Source organism: Pseudomonas sp. MWU16-30317 (assembly GCF_020515695.1).
Lineage (GTDB): Bacteria > Pseudomonadota > Gammaproteobacteria > Pseudomonadales > Pseudomonadaceae > Aquipseudomonas.
This window is the reverse complement of the sequence record NZ_JAIWJA010000002.1, coordinates 631,218-652,212: the sequence shown is the minus strand read 5'-3', so window position 1 is coordinate 652,212 and position 20,995 is coordinate 631,218. Positions and strand designations below refer to the sequence as shown.

Genomic DNA, 20,995 nt, shown 5'->3' with positions numbered 1-20,995 from the left:
CCGGACGATGCACTTCCTAGTGACTGCCCCCGTGCGTCAGCCCTGTCAGGGTGTCGGCGATGCCCTTGGTCCGTTGCGCCGTACCGCCGGTCAGGCGACTGGAGTCCTCCAGGGTGTCGAGCATTTCGCGCAGGGTGCCGACGGCCGTGGATTGATCCTCGATCTGTTGCGCCACCCGTTGAATCTCACTCGACAGCAGGTCGATATCGACGCCGATCTCGCCGGCATTCTTGCGGGTGATTTCCGCCAGCTTGCGCACCTCGTCGGCCACCACCGCAAAGCCCCGACCCATCTCGCCGGCACGCGCCGCTTCGATGGCCGCGTTGAGCGCCAGCAGGTTGGTCTGCCCGGCAATCTGCTGAATGACCTGGACGATGGACTGGATACGCAAACTCGATTGCGCCAGTTCGCGCGCGCCGTTGACCGTATCGCCGGCCTGCGCCGACAGGCTCTCGACGGTGGCACCGGCATCGGCCGCCACGCTGCTCTGGCGCTCGATGGTGCTGGTCAGGTCGTCCATCGACAAATGCAGTTCGCCCGAATAATGCTGCAGTTGATCGGCAATCTCCTGCTGTTGCTCGCTGGCCTGAGCCAGGACCCGGCCCAGGTCGGACAACCCGTTGAACACCGGCAGCACGTTTTCATCCATGCCCTGGGTATCCAGGTAGCTGGTGAAGTCCTTGCCGTTAAGCGCCCTGATCTGCTTGACCACCACGTGGTTGAGGCCGGCCAGTTTCTTGATCTGGCGGCGCAGGAAGAACGCCTTGAACTCGCCGTAATGGGCAATGAAATTGTCGACGTATTCGTCGGCGAAGCTTGCCGCCTTGGGCACCCGGAAGAAGAAAATCGCCGTCAGCGTCTGGTTGAGGTTAAGGCCCAGAATCTCGCCGAAGGTCGAGAAACCCGCCAGCGGCACGTCGCCGAAGATCCCGGTCATGCTGCCCAGGTCCTTGTCGTTGTTGAGCCGGCGCAGGATGCAGTCGTTGAGGATCGCCGCCACAGGCTTGCCACCCTTGCCTTGCAAGAAGCGCTGGAAATCGCTGCGCGTCGCCTCGCGGATCGGGGTGCGCTTGACCATTACCAGCTCTTCACCCGGTGCCACGTCGCAGAACAGCTGCACCATCTGGCGGTCGTAGTCGATGCGCGCGATGGATCGCACGAACAGTTCCTCGCCTACGCGGATGGCGAACGAATATTCGGCCAGATGCCGCTCAAGAGCATCCGGCGTGCATTTGAAGGCCTCGCACAGGGCCTGCACCATGGTCTTGATATTGCCTTGGGCGTCGACGATCTGATGAATGGTGCGGTCCTCGACCGAGGCCGTCAGCACGTTGAAGCTCAGGCTCGATGCCTGGAAATTCTGGCTCTTGAACACCCCGAAGCGCACGTCGGCCGGGGTCTTGATAAAGACGATCTGCGCGTGATTCTCGTAGCTGCGCTGGCCGTCATGGATCAAGGTCTGCTTGAAGTCGCCCTTGCCACCCGCCGAACCACCGACGAACAGGCACGGGAAGCGGCCGGACTCGTACAACGCCTCCATGAAAAACGATTCGGAGGCCGACAAGCCGTCGAAAACGATATAGGCCAGGGTGTCGCGATGATCGATGGCCGTCTGAATGCGCACGCGTTTGATATGGCCGACCAGCTTGGCGATACGTTCGCGCATGGCCAGGCGCTTGCCGCCACTGCGGATGTCTTCGCATTCGAGCGGCACCATCACCACCTCGGCCGAGGCAATCACGCTACTGTCGAACAGTTGCAGCACCAGCCGGTCCCAACGCTCGCCGGTGGAGCAATAGAGCTGGCTGGCGCCGTTGCACAGCTCGCCCGAGGTGGTGCACAGGCTGATGACGGCGCTGGGGAAGCGTTGCTTGATGCGCCGCGCGACCTGATCGAGGTCGACGTGGGGCGAGACGAAGCCGGTGACCAGCACCGGCGTGAAGCGTAGCGCTTGCAGCTCGCGCTCCAGCTCGCCGGCGCTGCACACCACGCTGGTACTGCCTTGGGATGAGGCTTTGCTGCTGTTGAAAATATTTGAAAGCTTCATGGCCATGCTCAACGATGAAAAGGTTCGGCCCGACGAAAATCGGGCCATTGACCTCTTTATCGACCTTGCATGACAGGGCTTAAGCACTGATGCAGGGTTTTATGACCTGAAGGGTGTCCGGTGCCGCTACGCCGCGATCACTGGCCCCCTCGCGAGCAAGCTTTGCTCGCACAGCGTTGGCCGAACCTCAGTCGTAAACGGGTTGCAGCCAGGCTTGCCCGCAAAGATCCCCGTACAACGTGCACAAAAAACCCCACTCTAAAGTGGGGCTCTTGTCATCACGCAACTACCGGATCAGATACCTACGGTCTGACCCAGGAACCACGCGCGCTCTTCAGCCTGGTCGATCCACTCTTCCAGCAGGCTGGTGGTGGACACGTCGTTGGCTTCGTCGGTAATGGTGTGGGTGGTGCGCATGAAGGCCGCCAGCGCCTGGTTGTCCTCGTGAAGCTCGGTGAGCATCTGCTCGGCGCTCAGGTCAGTGGCTTCGCTGCTGGCGAGACGCTTGATCTGTACCATCTGCTCCAGCGAACGAATGCTCGGCTGGCCGATCTTGCGGGCGCGCTCGGCGATTACGTCAGTAATGGCATATAGCTGAGTGGCTTGCTCTTCCAGCAACAGGTGGTAGTCGCGGAAATGCGAGCCGTGCATGTGCCAGTGGTAATTCTTGGTCTTGATGTACAGCGAGAATACATCCGCCAGCAGCACCGCGAGTTCCTTGCCAACTTCGGGTTGGTTCGAGAGGCGTGCGTCTTCGCCCTTCTCGGCTTTGTTTTTTACGGCGGACACGGTTTTCAGTTCACTTTTAACGTTGGCGACGGCCATGGTGGATCTCCAGTCGTTTGAACAAATGATGGGGAGTGATCGCGCAAGACGATCATCGCGGTCTGTAGAGTCGACCACGGCCCGAGTGAAAATGTTCAGCCGGATTTTTCTATGACGGGCATGAATTTGCGCTATGACCCTTGCCCCACCGGGGCTGGACCGGTCATCGGAGACGCTATGACCCGCTGACAGAATTATTTCTGCGCGCCGGGCTCGAATCATTTGAAAAAACATTTACCCACTGGAGCTCTTCATGAATCGCTACCTGATCCCCGCCCTGCTCGCCACCTTGGCCCTCGCCGGCTGCTCGACCCAAACCGTGGTGACCCTGCAAAACGGCAGCCAGTACCTCACCAAGGACATGCCCAAGACCAAGACCGCCGATGGTTTCTATGAATTCACCGATGTGGCCGGCAAAAAGGTGCGCGTGCGCGCTGACGACGTGGCCACGGTTAAAGAAGAAGATTGATCCGGATGTGACGGAGCTCCGGTGACGTCAGAGGTGGCAAAGGCCACCCATGCACGGCCGGAGCGGTCATCCGAGCTAAAAAAAGCCGCCACGGCCGAAACCCGCACTGCCCGTAAATGCGGCGATTGCAACCGGTACCAGACTCCCCCTACAGCAGCGTCGGAAAAAAACCTGCAAAAAGCAGAAAATAGCGACTTGCCACTACGACAGCACTGAGGCATAACAGCAGTTCGACTCATACAAGGATGTCTGAACTTGCACGTTATCTCGCGTGTCCTCCTGGCGCTTGGTGCGCTGGTGGTGCTGATCATCGGTGTGGTGGTCTACTACATCATCAACCCCAATCTACCGGCCTGGCAGCCCGCCGAAAGCACCCGCTACCTGCCGCAGTGGAGCGCCGAGCAACGCGAGGCCTACTACTTCACCCCCCAAGGCACGCAAATCAAGGGCCTGCACTACGACTGGTTCACCCAGCTGGAAATGCCGTTTTCCGCAGAGCGCTTTACAGCCCCAGCGAATATGGGCCGCTTCGGCTTTCTGATCGATCCCCCGAGCGCCAGCAACCCGGCACAACTGCCCGTGGGCTTTACCCGCCATCAGAATGCCAGCGACCCTGTGCAGTACCTGGACATCACCTGCGCTGCCTGCCATACCGGCGAGCTGCGCTATAAAGGTACCGCGCTGCGCATCGACGGTGGCCCGGCGCAACATGTATTGCCTTCCAGCGTGCCGACCCTGCGCGGTGGTGCCTTTGGCCAGGCGCTGGTCGCCAGCATGGCCGCCACCTACTACCTGCCGTGGAAATTCAACCGCTTCGCCCATGCGGTGCTGCAGGATCGCTACGAGGCCGAGCACGAGCAGCTGCGCAAGGATTTCAAGGTTTCCCTCGACACCTTCCTCAAGGTCGCCTGGAACGACACTCACCGGGGCCTCTACCCGACGCTCGAAGGCCCGGGCCGTACCGACGCCTTCGGACGTATCGCCAACGCCACCTTTGGTGACGCCATTTCACCCAGCAACTATCGCGTCGCCAACGCTCCGGTCGACTACCCCGAGTTGTGGGATATCTGGACGTTCGACTGGGTGCAATGGAACGGCTCGGCGCAGCAGCCCATGGCGCGCAATATCGGCGAGTCGCTGGGCGTGGGCGCCACCTTGAAGTTCTTCGACGATCACGGCCAGCCACTGCGTGGCAACGATCGATACCCTTCCAGCGTGCGCCTGGCCGACCTGCACCGTATCGAGCAGAGCCTGCAAAGCCTCAAGCCGCCGACCTGGCCCGAAGATCTGCTGGGCAAGATCGACCTGCCATTGGCCAGCCAGGGCCGGGCGCTGTTTCAGGAAAACTGCGCCGTCTGCCACGTACCGTCGCTGGACCGCAGCGGACCGCGGCCTGTGCAAACGCTCAAGCTCCTGCCCGTGGACTACATCGGCACCGATGCCACCGCCGCCGACAACATCGCCGACTATCGTTACGACCTCAGCGCCCTGCAATGGGACAAGGCCGAGCTGGCCAAGCTGGATGTCAACCTGTACCCGGCCAACCCGACGCTGGACCTCAGCCAGCTGTCTTCGGCCAAGGGCCTGGCCTACGTGACCGCCTTTGTCGAGGACCGCGCCTATCGCGAAGCAGGCATCGACGCCGATCAGCGCAAGGTCATGGACGGCTTCGGCCTGCCCATCGGTGTACGCGAGGAGCGCGCCTACAAGGCCCGGCCACTGGATGGCGCCTGGGCCACCGCGCCGTTTCTGCACAACGGCTCAGTCCCCACCCTCTACCAGCTGCTGTCGCCGCAGGACGAACGCGCCCGTACCTTCTACCGCGGCACCTTCGAGTTCGACCCGGCCCATGTCGGCTATCGCACCGAGGCCTTCCCTGGCGGTTTCCTGTTCGATACGCGCATCACCGGTAACCACAACAGCGGCCATGAATTCCGTGATGGCCCCCGTGGCCGCGGGGTGATCGGCCGCTTGCTGCAGCCTCAGGAACGGTGGGCGCTGCTCGAATACCTGAAAGTGCTGGGCGGGCCCCTGGAGAGCCAACTGCAATGAGAGAACGTCGGATGTTCACCCCCGCCCTGCCGAGCCCGCTGGCGCGCCTGTGGCTGCGAATCGGTCGATTGCTGATACGACTGCTGCTGTGGCTGTTGGTGCTTGGTGCACTGGGCTGGCTGCTGGGTACGGCCTGGTACGCCTGGAAGTTTTCCGGGCCGGTGGCGGACCAGGAGCAGATCCCTGCTGACGAAGCCGCCATGACCCAGGACATCATCCAGACCGCCGTGCGCATCGTCGACCAGCACAAGGAGCAGACCCGCTACCTGCGCGACGCCCATGCCAAGGCCCACGGCTGCGTCAAGGCCGAAGTGACGGTGCCGCAGGACCTGCGCAACGACTTGCGCCAGGGTGTATTCGCCCAGCCGGGGCAGCACTGGAACGCCTGGATTCGCCTGTCCAACGGCAACGCCTACCCGCAATTCGACGCGATTCACGACGCCCGCGGCATGGCCATCAAGCTGCTCGACGTGCCCGGTACGCAACTGTTGCCCAATGCCACGGGCAGCGACGGCCAGCCGCTGCACGAGCAGGATTTTGTGATGTTCAGCCATGCCAACTTCTTCGTCAGCGACGTCGCCGAGTATCGGCAGAACATCGCTGCGCAGGCGGATGGCAAGCAGGCCATGGCGTTCTTCCCGAGCTGGGATCCGCGCACCTGGCAGCTGCGTCACCTGATGATTGCCAAGGCGACCCTGGCAGGCGCCCCGGCGAGCCCGACCTTGGCGACCTACTACTCGGTATCGCCGTACAAGTTCGGCAGTGCCAACGCCAAGTTCCGCGTTATCCCCGACCCCGCCAGTTGCCCGGCCTACAGCGTGCCGGCGGAGAACACCGACCTGCCGAATTTCTTGCGCACCGCACTGTTCCAGCAACTGTCGGCCGATCGCCAACCGGCGTGTTTCGCCTTGCAGATCCAGCGCCAGGACGCACGCCGCTATATGCCCATCGAAGACACCAGCATCGAATGGCGCGAGGCCGATGCCCCCTTCGAGACCGTCGCCCGCATCCGTGTGCCAGCGCAGGACTTCGATACCCCAGAGCAGAACCTCATGTGTGACAACCTGTCGTTCAACCCCTGGCACGGACTTGAAGCTCACCGCCCGATCGGTGGCATCAATCGCCTGCGCAAGGCGGTTTATCAAGCGGTCAGCGATTATCGCCATAGCCGCAACGCCGGTCAGTGAGCACTGGCCTTTACGCACAGGGTCATTCCGTGAGGGAATAGACCTCCAGACCCTGTAGCGAGGGGCCAGCCCCCGAAAGCGATCAACCATGTCCCGACGCCTGACCCCTTCCATGACCGCGCTGCAATGCTTCGAAGCGGCGGCGCGGCACCTGAGTTTCACCCGTGCTGCCCAGGAACTGCACTTGACCCAGAGCGCGGTGAGCAAGCAGGTGGCGCAGCTCGAAGAGATGCTCCAGCACCATCTGTTCCAACGCGTGCGCCGCCGTCTGCAGCTCACCCCGGCAGGCTCGCTGTACCTCACCGAGGTGGACAAGATCCTTACCCAGATCGACATGTCCAGCCGCTACATCCTGTCCTATGGCGCCGAGACCGAGGTGCTGCGTGTGGCCACGCAGCCGACGTTCGGCGCGCGCTGGCTGATCCCCAACCTCAAAGGCTTCGGCAAGCACTTCCCGCATATCCACCTGGACATCCGCAGCGAACTGGAGCCGTTCGACCTGTTGCAGGCCAAGGCGGATGTGGCGTTCTTTTTCGGCCAGGGCACCTGGCCGGGTGCAACCTGCCTGGAGCTGTTCAGTGAAGATGTAGTGCCGGTGTGCTCCCCGGAGCTGCTGGCCGAGCGCCCGTTCGACAACCCTACGCAACTGGCCGAACAGGTGCTGCTGCAATGTACATCGCGACCCGAGGCCTGGCATGAGTGGTTCCTGGCCCAGAGCTTGAGTTCGCAGAACAGCTACCACGGGCCGCGTTTCGATACCTTCTATATGTGCATTCACGCGGCGCTGGCCGGCTGCGGCATCGCCCTGATCCCACGCTATCTGGTCGCCGAGGAACTGCGTGAAGGTAAACTGGTGGTGCCCTTGAGCCACGTCACCCCAAGCAACGGCGCGCACTTCATGGCGTACTCCGAGCACGCGGCCGAGGTGCCGAAGGTGAAGGATTTCGTGCAGTGGATTCTGGCGCGCTGCTGAAGACAGCCCGTGAATTGCGGCTCGAATGCGACGACGCAGCGTAAACTCTGCGCCTTAATCGATCAGGACGAACAATGGACAAATTCGATCGCGCCATCCTCGAAATCCTTCAGGATGACTGCACCCTCGCCATCGGCGCCCTCGCCGAACGCATCGGCCTGGGCACCACGGCCTGCTGGCGGCGCATTCAAAAGCTCGAAGAGGAAGGCATCCTGCGCAAACGCGTGGCGCTGCTCGATCGCTCGAAACTCAATATAGGCGTGACGGTTTTCGTGTCGATCAAGACCAATCAGCACAGTGCCGAATGGCTGCAGACCTTCCATGCGCGGGTAGCCGAGATCGTCGAGGTGGTGGAGTTGTACCGGATGGCCGGCGACACCGACTACCTGCTGAAGATGGCGGTGCCGGACATCGCCGGCTACGACGCAGTGTACAAGCAGTTGATCCAGATACCCGGGCTGTCGGATATCAGCTCCAGCTTTGCCATGGAACAGATCAAATACACCACGGCCATGCCGCTGCGTTACCTACCCCTGTAGCGAGGAGGCTTGCCCCCGAAAATGTTGCCGACAACATCGCTGTTGCGGGCCTGCCTCTCGGGGGGCAAGCCGCCTCGCTACAGGTTCGGTGCAAAGGGGAAAAATCTGGACAAAAAAAAGCGACCGGTTAAGGTCGCTTGTTTTTTGCTTCAAGGAGTTCAGTGGGCCTTGAAGCGAGATATGGCGCAGCGGACGGGACTCGAACCCGCGACCCCCGGCGTGACAGGCCGGTATTCTAACCGACTGAACTACCGCTGCGCGATACACAAAGAGAGATTGGTGGGTGATGACGGGATCGAACCGCCGACCCTCTGCTTGTAAGGCAGATGCTCTCCCAGCTGAGCTAATCACCCTTTCACTCTCGGTGTGGCGCGCATTCTACGGACGCCCCCTACCTCTGGCAAGCACTTTTTAAAATATTTTTTTCAGGCCTTCCAAAGACTTAGAACCGGTTGGCCTGAGCGGCTACAGGGAGAATAATGCCCGCCTTGTGTATTAAGGAGAGATTCACCTCATGTGGTTCAAAAACCTGCTCGTCTACCGCCTCACCCAGGATATTCCGTTCGACGCCGAGGCGCTGGAAACCGCACTGGCCACCAAACTGGCGCGCCCTTGTGCAAGCCAGGAGTTGACCACTTACGGTTTCGTCGCCCCGGTCGGCAAGGGTGCAGATGCGCCACTGGTGCACGTCAGCCAGGACTTCATGCTGATCAGCGCCCGCAAGGAAGAGCGCATCCTGCCAGGCAGCGTCGTGCGTGACGCGGTCAAGGAAAAGGTCGAAGAGATCGAGGCCGAGCAGATGCGCAAGGTCTACAAGAAGGAACGCGACCAGATCAAGGACGAGATCATCCAGGCGTTCCTGCCCCGTGCCTTTATTCGTCGCTCGTCCACCTTTGCCGCCATCGCGCCGAAACTGGGCCTGATTCTGGTCAACTCGGCCAGCCCCAAGCGTGCCGAAGATCTGCTATCCACCGTTCGCGAAGTGATCGGCTCGCTGCCAGTGCGACCGTTGGGCGTGAAGATCGCCCCGACCGCAGTGATGACCGATTGGGTCAAGACCCAGAAAGCCGCCGATGACTTCTATGTACTGGACGAGTGCGAGCTGCGCGACACCCACGAAGACGGCGGCATCGTCCGTTGCAAGCGCCAGGACCTGACCAGCGAAGAAATCCAGCTGCACTTGAGCACTGGCAAGCAGGTGACCCAGCTGTCGCTGGCCTGGCAGGACAAGATCTCCTTCGTGCTGGATGACAAGCTGGTGGTCAAGCGCCTGCGCTTCGAGGAGTTGCTGACCAATGAAGCCGAAGAGAACGGCGGCGAAGACGATCTCGGGCAGCAGGACGCGAGCTTCACGCTGATGATGCTGACCTTCGGCGAGTTCCTCCCGGCGCTTTTCGAAGCACTGGGCGGGGAAGAGATTCCACAGGGTATCTGAAACAGACCTGACCTGTGGGAGCGGCCGGGGTCGCGCCCACATTTGAACGACCTGCTTCTTTTATTATAAAAAGGACACACACCGCCATGCGTGCACTGGCCGCCTTGAGCCGCTTCGTCGGCAATACGTTCGCTTACTGGGTCTTGCTGTTCGCCGTATTGGCGTACTGCGAACCGACATGGTTCGTGGGCCTGAAAACCTGGATCGTACCGCTGCTGGGGCTGGTCATGTTCGGCATGGGCCTGACGCTCAAGCTGGATGATTTCGCCGCACTGTCTCGCCACCCGTGGCGGGTCGGCCTGGGCGTGGTCGCGCATTTCGTGATCATGCCGGGCGTGGCCTGGATTCTTTGCGAGCTGTTTCACCTGCCTGCGGAAATCGCCGTAGGGGTGATCCTCGTCGGCTGCTGCCCGAGCGGTACCTCGTCGAATGTCATGACCTGGCTGGCCAAAGGCGACCTCGCCTTGTCGGTGGCCATCGCGGCTGTGACCACGCTGCTGGCCCCGCTGCTCACGCCCGCGCTGATCTGGCTGCTGGCCTCGGCCTGGCTGCCGGTTTCATTCATGGACATGTTCGTGTCGATCCTGCAATTCGTGATGCTGCCGATCATCCTTGGCGTGGTCGCTCAACGTCTGCTGGGCGAGCGGGTCAAGCTGGCGGTGGAGGTATTGCCGCTGATTTCGGTGGTCAGCATCGTCATGATCGTGTGTGCGGTGGTTGCCCTGAGCCAGGCGAAAATCGCCGAGTCCGGGCTGTTGATCATGCTGGTGGTGATGCTGCACAACAGCTTCGGCTACTTGCTGGGCTACTTCACCGGCAAGCTGTGCAAGCTGCCATTGGCGCAACGCAAGTCACTGGCCCTGGAAGTCGGTATGCAGAACTCGGGGCTGGGCGCGGCCTTGGCCAGTGCGCACTTCTCGCCGCTGGCGGCGGTGCCGAGCGCGCTGTTCAGCGTCTGGCACAATATTTCCGGAGCACTGCTGGCGACCTGGTTCCGCCGCATGGAGGACCCAAACGTGCCAAGCGAAACCTTGGAGAACAAACCCGCCGCCCACTGAGGCAACTTGTCCCCGGAATCGATTTTAGGCACCATGGTCAGCACGAAGGACGACCTTCGTCGCCACAGACTTGAATCCGGGGACGACCCCATCTGCAAACGATGAGGTGTCTGTAATGTCCTGGATCATTCTGTTTTGTGCCGGCTTGCTGGAAGTCTGCTGGGCCGTCGGCCTGAAATACACCGACGGCTTTTCCCGCCCCCTCCCCACCGTACTCACCGTTTTGGCGATTATCTGCAGCGTCGGCCTGCTGGGCATCGCGGTGCGCGAACTGCCCGTTGGTACGGCCTATGCGGTATGGAGCGGGCTGGGCGCCGTGGGTACGGTCATCACCGGGGTGGTGCTGTTTGGCGAGTCGATGGCGCTGATCAAGCTGGCGAGCGTGGCCTTGATCGTGATCGGGCTGTTGGGTCTCAAGCTGGCGTCTTAGGGCCGTATGGGGTTTTGGCGCTCAATGTGGCACCTCTTTCCCCACCCTGCGGCAATTTGCCATCTAGCAGATTTAATCGACTTATAATCGCTCTGTCACATGCCCTGAGTTATCCTGTCGGCGCATTTTCGTAATATTCCGAACATTCCTTTCCCTGTGGAGCGCCCAAGATGCATGAAATCCCAAACCTCCCCTTCCCGAGCCTGCACCAGCCAGAACCCTCGGAATCCAAAGTCTCGGCCAGCCAGCAACAAGCAATGAATGCCGACTCTCGCGCTGAACCGCAGCCGGCCAAGCGCAAAGACTAGACGTCACCCTCTGGCGCAGTGTGATCCCCGGCAGCGCCTGCTGCTTTCCACTGCGCCTCAGACGCCTGCTATGCTGGTGGCTGTTTCCCAGCCTCGACAGAAATCGCCATGAATCCACCTATCGACGAACATCAGGCCGGCCTGATGATCGAGACCGCGCAACAGATGCTCGACGTCTGGCAGCGCTTGCCCGCCGCCAAGCAAAAAATCCTGCTGGCCCGCTTCGGCAGCCGCGACAAAGCGGTCGCCGCACTGGTTGCCACCCGCTTGCTGGCACCCTCGATCCCTGCGTCCTGAATCATCGCGTCGCCTGGACTGCGCCACCCGCTGACAGCGCTCGCTTAAAATAATCGTTACAAGGTGTCACTCACACCGTGCGCGACTTATCATAGCCACCTTGACAACCGCAGCTCTCCCCTTTCCGTGCAACAGAGTTGACCCCTACATGCCTGATTCCCAGCGGCCGATGCAGATCACGCTGCAAGTCGTCTCCATTGTTGTCTTCACCTTTATCGGCTACCTCAGCATCGGCATTCCGCTGGCGGTGTTGCCCGGCTATGTGCACACCGACCTTGGCTTCGGCGCGGTGATCGCCGGCCTGGTGATCAGCGTGCAGTACCTGGCGACCTTGATGAGCCGTTCGTTCGCCGGGCGCATCATCGACAATAAGGGCAGCAAACGCGCGGTATTGATCGGTCTTGGCGCCTGCGGGGTGAGCGGTGCGTGCATGCTGGTGTCGGCCTGGCTGCACAGTTTTCCCATGGCCAGCCTGGTCAGCCTGTTCTTTGGCCGGATCATTCTGGGCTTTGCCGAAAGCCTGGTGGGCTCGGGGGCGATTGGCTGGGGCATCGGCCGGGTCGGCGCGGCCCACACCGCCAAGGTGATCTCCTGGAACGGCATCGCCAACTACGGCGCGCTGGCCATCGGTGCACCAATGGGTGTGGTCATGGCCTCGCATCTGGGGCTATGGAGCGTGGGCATGAGCATTATCGTGCTGGCCGCCGTGGGGATTGCCTTCGCATGGAATCGGCCACCCGCGCCAATCGTGGTCGGCGAGCGTCTGCCGTTCATGCACGTACTCTGGAAAGTCTTCCCCCATGGCTGTGGCCTGGCCTTGGGCGGCGTGGGCTTCGGTACCATCGCGACCTTCATCACCCTGTATTTCGGCTCGCAGCATTGGGATAACGCCGCTCTTTCCTTGAGCCTGTTCGGCGGCAGTTTCATCCTTGCGCGACTGTTGTTCGGCAACCTCATCAACCGCATCGGCGGCTTTCGCGTGGCCATTGCCTGCCTCAGCGTCGAGACGCTGGGGCTATTGCTGCTGTGGCTTGCACCCAATGCCGAACTGGCCATGGCCGGCGCGGCGTTGAGCGGTTTCGGGTTTTCGCTGGTATTTCCGGCGCTAGGCGTCGAGGCGGTCAACCTAGTGCCTGCCTCCAGTCGTGGTGCGGCCGTAGGGGCCTTTTCGCTGTTCGTGGATTTGTCCCTCGGCATCACCGGCCCGGTGGCGGGTGCGGTCGCCAGTGGCTTCGGCTTCGCCGCGATCTTTCTGGTCGCGGCAGTGGCAGCCTTGGCCGGCATGGTGCTAAGCCTGCGTTTGTTCCGTCAAAGCCAACAAGCGGCGCGCCATCCCGACGTCGCGCTCTAGAAATCCACCCGCCCGCGGCCAGCCTTGATCGCCCCGCGTTTGGTCTTGCCCTCCAGGCGGCGGGTCTTGGAGCCCAGCGTGGGCTTGGTCGGGCGGCGCTTCTTCTCCACCTTGATGGCTCCCAGAATCAGCTCGCGCAGCCGCTCGAACGCATCGGCGCGATTCTGCTCTTGCGTGCGGTACTGTTGGGCCTTGAGAACGATCACCCCGTCGCTGGTGATGCGGCTATCACGCAGTGCCAGCAGGCGCTCCTTGTAGAACTCCGGCAATGATGACGCGCGAATATCGAAGCGCAGGTGCACCGCGCTGGAGACCTTGTTGACGTTCTGACCACCAGCGCCCTGGGCGCGGATGGCCGTCAGCTCGATCTCGGCATCGGGGAGGTGGACGTTGTTGGAGATTTCGAGCATTGGGGTCAGGGGCTCAGATCGCTTCAGGAAGACAGTTCGGAGTGCGTTCCACCTGCGCGCAAAAAAACGCCAGCGCTAAGGCTGGCGTTTTTTATCGCCACCCGCTGATTACTCGGGTTTCGGCTTGCGGCGGCCGAAGCCTGGGCGCTGGCCATCACCGGCGGCCGGGCCACGGCGCTTGCCCGACGGCGCGTCGGTCAGGCCGACACCGGGGCGCTTTGGCGCTGGCTTGGCAGGGCGCTTGGTGGTATCGCGTGGACGATCCGCAACCGGGGTACCACGGGTGGGTTTTTCACCACGCGGAGCCTCGGTGCGAGCCCGGTCGCCACGAGGGGCGTCAGTGCGGCTGCGCTCGCCACGGGGAGCTTCGCTGCGTGCACGGTCGCCACGAGGGGCATCACCACGACCTGCATCGGTACGCGCGCGTTCACCACGCGGCGCTTCACCGCCACGGGCTTGCTCGTCACGAGGCTGGCGGGCCGGACGCTCTGCAGGTGCAGCCCCATCGTGTGCCGGACGCAACTGGCGCACGCGCTCGCTACGGCCCATCGGCCGCGACGATTTGCGCTGCATACGGTCGAGCTTGTCCTTGATCTTGGTGCTGACGGTCGGCTGCAAGACTGGCGTCAGGCCGACTTCGGTGCTGAGCGTATCGACTTCGAACTGAGTCAGTTCGCGCCAGCGCCCCATCGGCAAATCGGAATTGAGGAACACCGGGCCGAAACGTACACGTTTCAGGCGGCTGACCATCAAGCCCTGAGATTCCCACAAGCGACGTACTTCGCGGTTGCGACCTTCCATCACCACGCAGTGATACCAATGGTTGAAACCATCGCCACCCGGTGCTTCCTGGATATCGGTGAAACGGGCAGGACCGTCTTCGAGGATCACGCCGTTCTTCAGGCGCAACAGCATGTCTTCGTCGACTTCGCCACGTACACGCACCGCATATTCACGGTCCATCTCGAACTTGGGGTGCATCAGCCGGTTGGCCAGCTCACCGTCAGTGGTGAACATCAGCAAACCGGTGGTGTTGATGTCGAGACGGCCGACGTTGATCCAGCGACCCTCGCGCGGGCGCGGCAGGCGGTCGAACACGGTCGGACGGCCTTCTGGGTCGTCACGGGTGCAGATTTCGCCGTCGGGCTTGTTGTAGATGATCACGCGACGCACGGTCTCGGACGCTTCTTCGCGCTTGATGACCTTGCCGTCGACGGTGATCGCGTCGTGCAGGTCGACGCGCAGGCCCAAGGTGGCATCGCGGCCGTTGACCTTGATGCGGCCGGCGGCGATCCAGGCCTCGACGTCACGGCGTGAGCCTACGCCGATGCGTGCCAGCACTTTCTGCAGTTTTTCGCCGGCTGGACCGATTTCCTGATCTTGCTGATCGAGTTCACTCATCTTAAGCACCTCCCGGTGGGTCGAGTTCGGGCAGGTGCCCGAACAAAAAATCATGGTCTTGTGCGCTGCACCTGTGCAAGCAGGCTTTGCCCGCCCCACAGTGGAAAACCAAAGCGGTTTAGCACAAAAGGTCGCGAATCATACGCGCTTGAGCGGCGCTACGCATCCCAGCGTAGTGGAAATAGTCAGTGTTTCTTTTTTTTCCGCTGGCCGGTGGCCTTCATGTCGTTGAGACGGGCTATGGACAGTTCGTTCACCTCGCGGCGTTCGTCCTTTTCCATTTTCTTCCAGCCTTTACACTCGGCTTTGGTACGCCCGCAGCCGATGCAGACGTTTTCGTCGAATTTACAGATGTCGATACAGGGATTTTTAGCGTTCATGCAGTATCAGACTCGGGCCGGATCGTCCGGTTCATCTTCATCCTGATCGTCTTCGTCCTCGTCCGCAGACGACCGTTCAAGCGTCTGCTGGTACAACGCCTTGAGCGCTTCCCGTGCGGCGGCGACGCTGGCCCGATGCTCGGCGAAGATCGCCGGGGAATCACCGATCACGTTGACCGGCGCGCGAACTTCTGGCGGATCAGGCTCGACGTTATTATCCGTGTCGGCGCCAGGCGCTCCTGCAAGGCCTGGCTCTTCAGCGCCCGGTTGGTCTGCGCGCCGTTCTTCAGCGCCTGAATCCTCAGGGTTTGGCTCGTCGGGGTTTGGCTCGTCAGGGTTTGCCTGAACCTCCTCCACACGTAAATCATCGAAATCGGTCTTGAGGCCCTGCTCCATCTCGTCCAGCTCAAGCAACAAGGTGCGGAAACTGGTTTCATCCCGCGGCGCCGCCTCGTCTTCATCCTCCAGGCTGGCATCGGCCAAGGCCTGCAAGTGTGCAGGTACGGGGGCGTCCTCGACGTCGGGCAGCGGCTCGGGCTCCATTTCGCGCAACGCGGCCAGCGGTGGCAGGTCGTCGAGGTTCTTCAGGTTGAAGTGGTCGAGGAACGCCTTGGTGGTGGCGAACATGGCCGGTTTGCCGGGCACATCGCGATAGCCCACTACGCGGATCCACTCGCGTTCGAGCAGGGTCTTGACGATGTTGCTGTTGACCGCCACGCCACGTACGTCTTCGATCTCGCCCCGGGTGATGGGCTGGCGATAGGCGATCAACGCCAGGGTTTCGAGCATCGCTCGGGAATAGCGCTGCGGGCGTTCTTCCCACAAGCGGCCGACCCAGGGCGCGTATTTCTCACGAATCTGCAGCCGGTAGCCGGACGCCACCTCGACCAGCTCGAACGCACGGTTGTCGCAACTCTTGCGCAGCAGGTCGAGGGCTTTCTTGAATACCGGCGGCTCGGGGCGCTCGCCTTCCTCGAAAAGTTCGTACAGGCGGTCAAGGCCCTGGGGCTTTCCCGAGGCAAGCAGAAAGGCTTCCAGCAGGGCGGCCAGTTCGCGGGGTTCATTGAGGTTCATGCATGTGCTCGTTATTCGGCTCGCGCGCGGACATGGATAGCGGCAAAAGGCTCATTCTGCACGAGTTCGATCAGCGATTCCTTCACCAGCTCGAGAATGGCCATAAAGGTCACCACTACCCCAAGCTTGCCTTCCTCTGCGGTGAACAGCGCGACGAACGGCACGAAGCCACCGCCCTTGAGGCGCTCGAGCACTTCGCTCATCCGCTCGCGGGTCGACAGCGCTTCGCGGCTGACCTGGTGGCTTTCGAACAGATCGCCGCGGCGCAGCACTTCGGCCATGGACAGCAGCACTTCTTCGAGGCTGACCTCTGGCAACAGCTTGCGCGCCTTGGCTTCGGGGGCATCGAGCTTGGGCACGATGATGTCACGACCGACGCGGCTGAGGGTGTCGATCCCTTCGGCGGCGGCTTTGAAGCGCTCGTACTCCAGCAAACGCCGCATCAGCTCGGCACGCGGGTCGCCCTCTTCCTCCTCGACGGCCGCAGAACGCGGCAGCAGCATCCGCGATTTGATCTCGGCCAGCATGGCGGCCATCACCAGGTATTCCGCCGCCAGCTCCAGGCGCACGTGCTGCATCAGCTCGACGTAGCCCATGTATTGGCGGGTGATCTCGGCTACCGGGATATCGAGGATGTCGATGTTCTGCTTGCGGATCAGGTAGAGCAGCAGGTCGAGGGGGCCTTCGAAGGCTTCGAGAAAGACCTCCAGGGCGTCGGGCGGGATGTACAGGTCGACCGGCATTTCCGTGACGGCCTGACCGTAGACCAACGCAAGTTGCAGCTGCTGGGGGATGTCGGTCAGCGATTCAGTGCTCGCCGAGGTGATATCGCTCATGCCTCGACCATGAACGGGGTCGGGTCGCCACAGCCCACGCGTACCACTTGCGGCTCGTCACCCGCCAGGTTGATCACCGTGGACGCAGACACTCCGCCGAAACCACCGTCGATAATCAGGTCGACGTGCTTCTCGAGCAACTGGCGCATTTCGTACGGGTCACTCATCGGCTCGGTTTCACCCGGCATGATCAGGCTGACGCTCATCAGCGGCTCGCCCAGTTCTTCGGTCAGCGCCAGCGCGATGGGATGCTCGGGGACCCGCAGGCCGATGGTACGGCGCTTGGGGTGCATCAACAGGCGCGGCACTTCCCGCGTGGCGTTGAGGATAAAAGTATAAGGCCCGGGTGTATGCGCCTTGAGCAGACGAAACGCACCGGTGTCGACTTTGGCGAACAGTCCCAATTGCGAGAGATCGGCGCAGATCAAGGTGAAATTGTGCTTGTCATCGAGCTGGCGCAAGCGGCGCACGCGCTCGACCGCCGCCTTGTCGCCGATCTGGCAGCCCAAGGCGTAGGAGGAATCGGTGGGGAACACCACCACGCCGCCGCGACGGATGATCTCCGCAGCCTGTTTTATCAGGCGCGACTGGGGACTTTCCGGATGAATCTGGAAAAATTGGCTCACGTGCTCTTCCTGGTCAGACGACAAGTGGCTCATGTTTGAAACGCCCCAGTAACAGTGGGAGGTCTTCAGGTACTGGTCGGTAGACACCAATTTCGGCCCATTGATCCGGCGCGTGAAAATCACTGCCAGCGCTGACCAGCAGACCGAACTCCCGCGCCAGGATCGACAACACCCCGACCTGATCGGCCGGTTGCAGGCCATTGACCACTTCGATGGCATGGCCACCGGCCTGAATGAACTCGGCCATCAGCCGGCGACGCTTGCTGCGGGTGAAATCATAGTTCAGCGGATGGGCCAGGCTGACCCAGGCACCGGCCTCGCGCAGGGTCGCCACGGTATCTTCCAGCGTCGGCCAGTGCAGCTTGACGTCGCCCAGCTTGCCGGCCCCCAACCACTTGCGAAACGCCTCGGCGCGATCCTTGACGTGACCGGCCTGGATCAGAAAATCCGCGAAATGCGGGCGTGCCGGCGCGTTGCCACTATCGCCCAGCGCTTGCTGGATGGCCCGCGCGCCTTCCATCGACCCGGGCATGCCCTTGAGCGCCAACTTGCGGCTGATCTCCTCAGCCCGCAGCCAGCGGCCATGGTGGAGCTTGTCGATGGCGGCGACCAATGGTGGCGAGTCAAGGGAGAAGCCGTAGCCCAGCACGTGAATGGTCGCGCCGCCCCAAGTGCAGGACATTTCCACCCCACTGACCCACTGCATGCCCAGGCTCCGGGCGGCCTCGCGGGCCTCGACCAGCCCTTCGAGGGTGTCGTGGTCGGTCAGCGCCAGGCAGCGCACCCCCTTGTCGAAAGCACGGGCCACCACCGCAGCGGGCGCCAGGGCGCCATCGGAGGCAGTGCTGTGACAGTGCAGATCAACATTCATAGGTGGCGCGCTTTCTCGGTCATTGATGTTTGTTATTATGCCGCCACATCCTGGTTCTGGCTGCCTTCTGTGAAACAATTAATCGACTTCATTCCGCTGCTGCTGTTCTTCATCGTCTACAAGGTCCCGGCCCACACCCTTGAGGTAGCCGGCTACAGCCTGCAATTGGGTGATATCTACAGCGCCACCAAAGTACTGATCGCGAGCTCGGTGGTGGTCTATGGCGCGCTGTACCTCAAACAGCGCAAGCTCGAGAAGGGTCAATGGCTGACGCTGATCGCCTGTTTGGTGTTCGGCAGCCTGACTCTGGCCTTCCACAGCGAGACCTTCCTCAAATGGAAGGCACCGGCAGTCAACTGGATTTTCGCGCTGGTGTTTGCCGGCAGCCATTTCATCGGCGACCGCCTGCTGATCAAGCGCGTCATGGGCCATGCCCTGACCCTGCCTGAGCCGGTATGGACGCGCCTGAACATTGCCTGGATAGTGTTTTTCATCATCTGCGGCGCCGCCAATCTGTTCGTCGCCTTCACCTTCGAGCGCTTCTGGGTCGACTTCAAGGTATTCGGCAGCCTGGGCATGACCCTGCTGTTCCTGGTGGGCCAAGGTATCTACCTGTCCCGCTACCTCCATGACAAACCTGCATCCGAGGACTGACATGCTCTACGCCATCATCTCCACCGACGTTGCCGATTCCCTGGAAAAACGCCTGAGCGTGCGCCCTGCCCACCTCGAGCGCCTCAAACAACTGCAAAGCGAAGGTCGCCTGACGCTGGCCGGCCCGCACCCTGCGATCGAAAGCAACGATCCGGGCGAAGCGGGCTTTACCGGCAGCCTGATCGTCGCCGAGTTCGAGTCGTTGAAAGCTGCCCAGGCCTGGGCCGACGCCGATCCGTATATCGGTGCAGGGGTCTACCAGCAGGTGCTGGTCAAGCCGTTCAAACAAGTGCTGCCTTGAAGCCCTGCGCCTGAGTACCCCATGAGCGACCTGTTACTGATTGACGATGATGTCGAACTTTGCGAACTGCTGAGCAGTTGGTTGAGCCAGGAAGGCTTTCAGGTGCGTGCCTGCCACGACGGCGCCAGCGCCCGCAAGGCACTCGCCGAGCAGGAGCCGGACGCGGTGGTGCTGGACGTGATGCTGCCCGACGGCAGCGGCCTGGAGGTGCTCAAGCAGCTGCGCAGCGAGCATGCCGAGTTGCCAGTGGTGATGCTGTCGGCACGTGGCGAGCCGCTGGACCGGATTCTCGGCCTTGAGCTGGGCGCCGACGACTACCTGGCCAAGCCCTGTGATCCACGCGAACTTACCGCTCGCCTGCGCGCGGTGTTACGCCGCAGCCATCCGGCGGCGGCCACTGGGCAGCTGGAGCTGGGCGACCTGTGCTTCAGCCCGGCGCGTGGCGTGGTTACCATCAAGGAGCTCGACATCACCCTGACGATCTCCGAGAGCCGCCTGCTCGAAGCACTGTTGCGCCAGCCCGGCGAGCCCCTGGAGAAGCAGGAACTGGCGCAGATCGCTCTGGGGCGCAAGCTGACCCTGTACGACCGCAGCCTAGACATGCACGTCAGCAATCTGCGCAAGAAGATCGGCCCCCACGCCGATGGCCGTCCGCGTATCGTCGCCCTGCGCAGCCGCGGGTACTACTACGCGGAGTGATCGGCACCTGTCTGTCGGTGCGAGCTCTGCTCACGAATGCAGGACCTGGGCGAATACGGCGGATGCGTCCTGCCTGACACTTCACGCTGCCTGGTGATTCGCGGGCAGGGCCCGCTCCCATAGGGGTCTAGGTGGTCAGTCGTATTTGTCAGGGCTGGTCACGAGCCTCTTTACTCAAGCTTTACGCTCGCCTGACTGCTGCTGACCTTGATCTCCTTAAACTGGCCACATCCGGTACAGACACCGGCGACGAGACAAGGAGATACACCATGCGCAAGACCCTGATCGCTCTGATGTTCGCTACCGCACTGCCGACCATTGCCATGGCTGCCCCGGGTGATGGCCCGGACAAAGGCCCAGGCTTCGGCCCAGGTTTCGGTGGCCCAGGCATGGAGCATCATCGTGGCGAAGGCCCTTTCGACAAACTCGACCTGAGCCGCGACCAACGTGAGCAAATCGGTAAACTGATGGGTGAAGAGCGCCAGCACAGCCGCGAAATCGCCGACAAGTACCTGCAAAAATTGCCGGCAGCCGATCAAAAGGCCCTGAAGGACGAGATGGACGCCAACCGCACCAAGACCCAATCCGACGTGCGTGCAGTGCTCAAGCCCGACCAGCAGAAGACCTTCGACGACATGAAAAAGAAACAGGACGAACGTCGCGCCGAATGGGCCGAGTTCCAGGCCTGGAAAGCGCAGAAAGGCCAGAAGGCTCAGTAAGCGCTGACGCAAGGCTGCGCTCGGCCTTGCCCGGACATTAACCGCCCGGCCCG

24 protein-coding genes and 2 tRNA genes are annotated in these 20,995 nt (G+C 61.9%); 15 read left to right on the top strand and 11 right to left on the bottom strand.

Annotation, left to right across the window (positions count from 1 at the left end):
- Window positions 1–16: 16 nt before the first annotated feature.
- Entirely contained in the window at window positions 17–2,047 is a 2,031-nt protein-coding gene (locus tag LIX93_RS07800; RefSeq protein WP_226503425.1) for a methyl-accepting chemotaxis protein, read from the bottom strand.
- A 294-nt stretch (window positions 2,048–2,341) separates the two neighbouring features.
- Complete coding sequence (locus tag LIX93_RS07795) at window positions 2,342–2,872, bottom strand: DNA starvation/stationary phase protection protein (RefSeq protein ID WP_226503424.1); 531 nt, start codon at window positions 2,870–2,872, stop codon at window positions 2,342–2,344.
- Window positions 2,873–3,125: 253 nt separating this feature from the next.
- Here LIX93_RS07795 and LIX93_RS07790 point away from each other — a divergent pair, with 253 nt between their 5' ends.
- The 5 genes from LIX93_RS07790 to LIX93_RS07770 all read left to right on the top strand — a co-directional run bounded on the left by LIX93_RS07790 (window position 3,126) and on the right by LIX93_RS07770 (window position 8,092).
- On the top strand, window positions 3,126–3,341 hold the full coding sequence (locus LIX93_RS07790) for a YgdI/YgdR family lipoprotein (RefSeq protein ID WP_226503423.1): 216 nt from the start codon (window positions 3,126–3,128) through the stop codon (window positions 3,339–3,341).
- Window positions 3,342–3,596: 255 nt separating this feature from the next.
- Window positions 3,597–5,393, top strand: a complete 1,797-nt coding sequence (locus tag LIX93_RS07785; protein WP_226503422.1) for a di-heme-cytochrome C peroxidase — start codon at window positions 3,597–3,599, stop codon at window positions 5,391–5,393.
- Window positions 5,394–5,404: 11 nt separating this feature from the next.
- Window positions 5,405–6,580 (top strand): catalase family protein, encoded by a 1,176-nt coding sequence (locus LIX93_RS07780; protein WP_226503421.1) that lies wholly within the window; start codon window positions 5,405–5,407, stop codon window positions 6,578–6,580.
- 88 nt (window positions 6,581–6,668) lie between these two features.
- A complete protein-coding gene (gene gcvA / locus LIX93_RS07775) occupies window positions 6,669–7,553 on the top strand; it encodes a transcriptional regulator GcvA (RefSeq protein WP_226503420.1) in 885 nt (294 codons plus the stop codon).
- A gap of 74 nt (window positions 7,554–7,627) precedes the next feature.
- A complete protein-coding gene (locus LIX93_RS07770; protein WP_226503419.1) occupies window positions 7,628–8,092 on the top strand; it encodes an Lrp/AsnC family transcriptional regulator in 465 nt (154 codons plus the stop codon).
- A 181-nt stretch (window positions 8,093–8,273) separates the two neighbouring features.
- Here LIX93_RS07770 and LIX93_RS07765 read toward each other — a convergent pair.
- Both LIX93_RS07765 and LIX93_RS07760 read right to left on the bottom strand, forming a co-directional pair.
- Window positions 8,274–8,350, bottom strand: a tRNA-Asp gene (locus LIX93_RS07765).
- Window positions 8,351–8,369: 19 nt separating this feature from the next.
- A tRNA-Val gene (locus tag LIX93_RS07760) sits at window positions 8,370–8,445 on the bottom strand.
- Between the two features lie 161 nt (window positions 8,446–8,606).
- On the opposite strand from LIX93_RS07760, the gene rdgC reads away from it, so the two are divergent.
- The 6 genes from rdgC to LIX93_RS07730 all read left to right on the top strand — a co-directional run bounded on the left by rdgC (window position 8,607) and on the right by LIX93_RS07730 (window position 12,971).
- Window positions 8,607–9,527 carry a recombination-associated protein RdgC gene (gene rdgC / locus LIX93_RS07755; protein WP_226503418.1) on the top strand — a complete coding sequence of 307 codons (921 nt, stop codon included), beginning with the start codon at window positions 8,607–8,609 and terminating at the stop codon, window positions 9,525–9,527.
- A gap of 86 nt (window positions 9,528–9,613) precedes the next feature.
- Entirely contained in the window at window positions 9,614–10,585 is a 972-nt protein-coding gene (locus LIX93_RS07750) for a bile acid:sodium symporter family protein (protein WP_226503417.1), read from the top strand.
- A gap of 115 nt (window positions 10,586–10,700) precedes the next feature.
- Window positions 10,701–11,015 (top strand): quaternary ammonium compound efflux SMR transporter SugE, encoded by a 315-nt coding sequence (gene sugE / locus LIX93_RS07745; RefSeq protein WP_226503416.1) that lies wholly within the window; start codon window positions 10,701–10,703, stop codon window positions 11,013–11,015.
- A 170-nt stretch (window positions 11,016–11,185) separates the two neighbouring features.
- The gene (locus tag LIX93_RS07740; protein ID WP_226503415.1) at window positions 11,186–11,323 is read left to right on the top strand and encodes a hypothetical protein; all 138 of its coding nucleotides are present in this window, start codon (window positions 11,186–11,188) and stop codon (window positions 11,321–11,323) included.
- 108 nt (window positions 11,324–11,431) lie between these two features.
- Entirely contained in the window at window positions 11,432–11,620 is a 189-nt protein-coding gene (locus LIX93_RS07735) for a hypothetical protein (RefSeq protein ID WP_226503414.1), read from the top strand.
- 148 nt (window positions 11,621–11,768) lie between these two features.
- Window positions 11,769–12,971, top strand: coding sequence for an MFS transporter (locus LIX93_RS07730; protein ID WP_226503413.1), 1,203 nt, complete (start codon window positions 11,769–11,771; stop codon window positions 12,969–12,971).
- Here LIX93_RS07730 and arfB read toward each other — a convergent pair.
- The 7 genes from arfB to LIX93_RS07695 all read right to left on the bottom strand — a co-directional run bounded on the left by arfB (window position 12,968) and on the right by LIX93_RS07695 (window position 18,569).
- Window positions 12,968–13,381 carry an alternative ribosome rescue aminoacyl-tRNA hydrolase ArfB gene (arfB, locus tag LIX93_RS07725; RefSeq protein ID WP_226503412.1) on the bottom strand — a complete coding sequence of 138 codons (414 nt, stop codon included), beginning with the start codon at window positions 13,379–13,381 and terminating at the stop codon, window positions 12,968–12,970. The two genes, LIX93_RS07730 and arfB, sit on opposite strands and share 4 nt — an antisense overlap.
- 108 nt (window positions 13,382–13,489) lie before the next feature.
- On the bottom strand, window positions 13,490–14,782 hold the full coding sequence (gene rluB, locus LIX93_RS07720) for a 23S rRNA pseudouridine(2605) synthase RluB (protein ID WP_226503411.1): 1,293 nt from the start codon (window positions 14,780–14,782) through the stop codon (window positions 13,490–13,492).
- Between the two features lie 185 nt (window positions 14,783–14,967).
- Complete coding sequence (locus tag LIX93_RS07715; RefSeq protein WP_226503410.1) at window positions 14,968–15,162, bottom strand: DUF1289 domain-containing protein; 195 nt, start codon at window positions 15,160–15,162, stop codon at window positions 14,968–14,970.
- Window positions 15,163–15,168: 6 nt separating this feature from the next.
- Complete coding sequence (gene scpB, locus LIX93_RS07710; RefSeq protein WP_226503409.1) at window positions 15,169–16,236, bottom strand: SMC-Scp complex subunit ScpB; 1,068 nt, start codon at window positions 16,234–16,236, stop codon at window positions 15,169–15,171.
- Between the two features lie 11 nt (window positions 16,237–16,247).
- Entirely contained in the window at window positions 16,248–16,946 is a 699-nt protein-coding gene (locus LIX93_RS07705) for a ScpA family protein (protein ID WP_226503696.1), read from the bottom strand.
- Between the two features lie 122 nt (window positions 16,947–17,068).
- The gene (locus LIX93_RS07700) at window positions 17,069–17,698 is read right to left on the bottom strand and encodes an L-threonylcarbamoyladenylate synthase (RefSeq protein ID WP_226503408.1); all 630 of its coding nucleotides are present in this window, start codon (window positions 17,696–17,698) and stop codon (window positions 17,069–17,071) included.
- A 13-nt stretch (window positions 17,699–17,711) separates the two neighbouring features.
- The gene (locus LIX93_RS07695; RefSeq protein WP_226503407.1) at window positions 17,712–18,569 is read right to left on the bottom strand and encodes a PHP domain-containing protein; all 858 of its coding nucleotides are present in this window, start codon (window positions 18,567–18,569) and stop codon (window positions 17,712–17,714) included.
- 69 nt (window positions 18,570–18,638) lie between these two features.
- Between LIX93_RS07695 and LIX93_RS07690 the strand changes: the two genes are divergently transcribed.
- The 4 genes from LIX93_RS07690 to LIX93_RS07675 all read left to right on the top strand — a co-directional run bounded on the left by LIX93_RS07690 (window position 18,639) and on the right by LIX93_RS07675 (window position 20,942).
- Complete coding sequence (locus LIX93_RS07690; RefSeq protein ID WP_226503406.1) at window positions 18,639–19,223, top strand: septation protein A; 585 nt, start codon at window positions 18,639–18,641, stop codon at window positions 19,221–19,223.
- A 1-nt stretch (window position 19,224) separates the two neighbouring features.
- Complete coding sequence (locus LIX93_RS07685) at window positions 19,225–19,524, top strand: YciI family protein (RefSeq protein WP_226503405.1); 300 nt, start codon at window positions 19,225–19,227, stop codon at window positions 19,522–19,524.
- A gap of 21 nt (window positions 19,525–19,545) precedes the next feature.
- Entirely contained in the window at window positions 19,546–20,223 is a 678-nt protein-coding gene (locus tag LIX93_RS07680) for a response regulator transcription factor (protein ID WP_226503404.1), read from the top strand.
- 269 nt (window positions 20,224–20,492) lie between these two features.
- Window positions 20,493–20,942 carry an LTXXQ domain protein gene (locus tag LIX93_RS07675; RefSeq protein ID WP_226503403.1) on the top strand — a complete coding sequence of 150 codons (450 nt, stop codon included), beginning with the start codon at window positions 20,493–20,495 and terminating at the stop codon, window positions 20,940–20,942.
- Window positions 20,943–20,995: the final 53 nt, after the last annotated feature.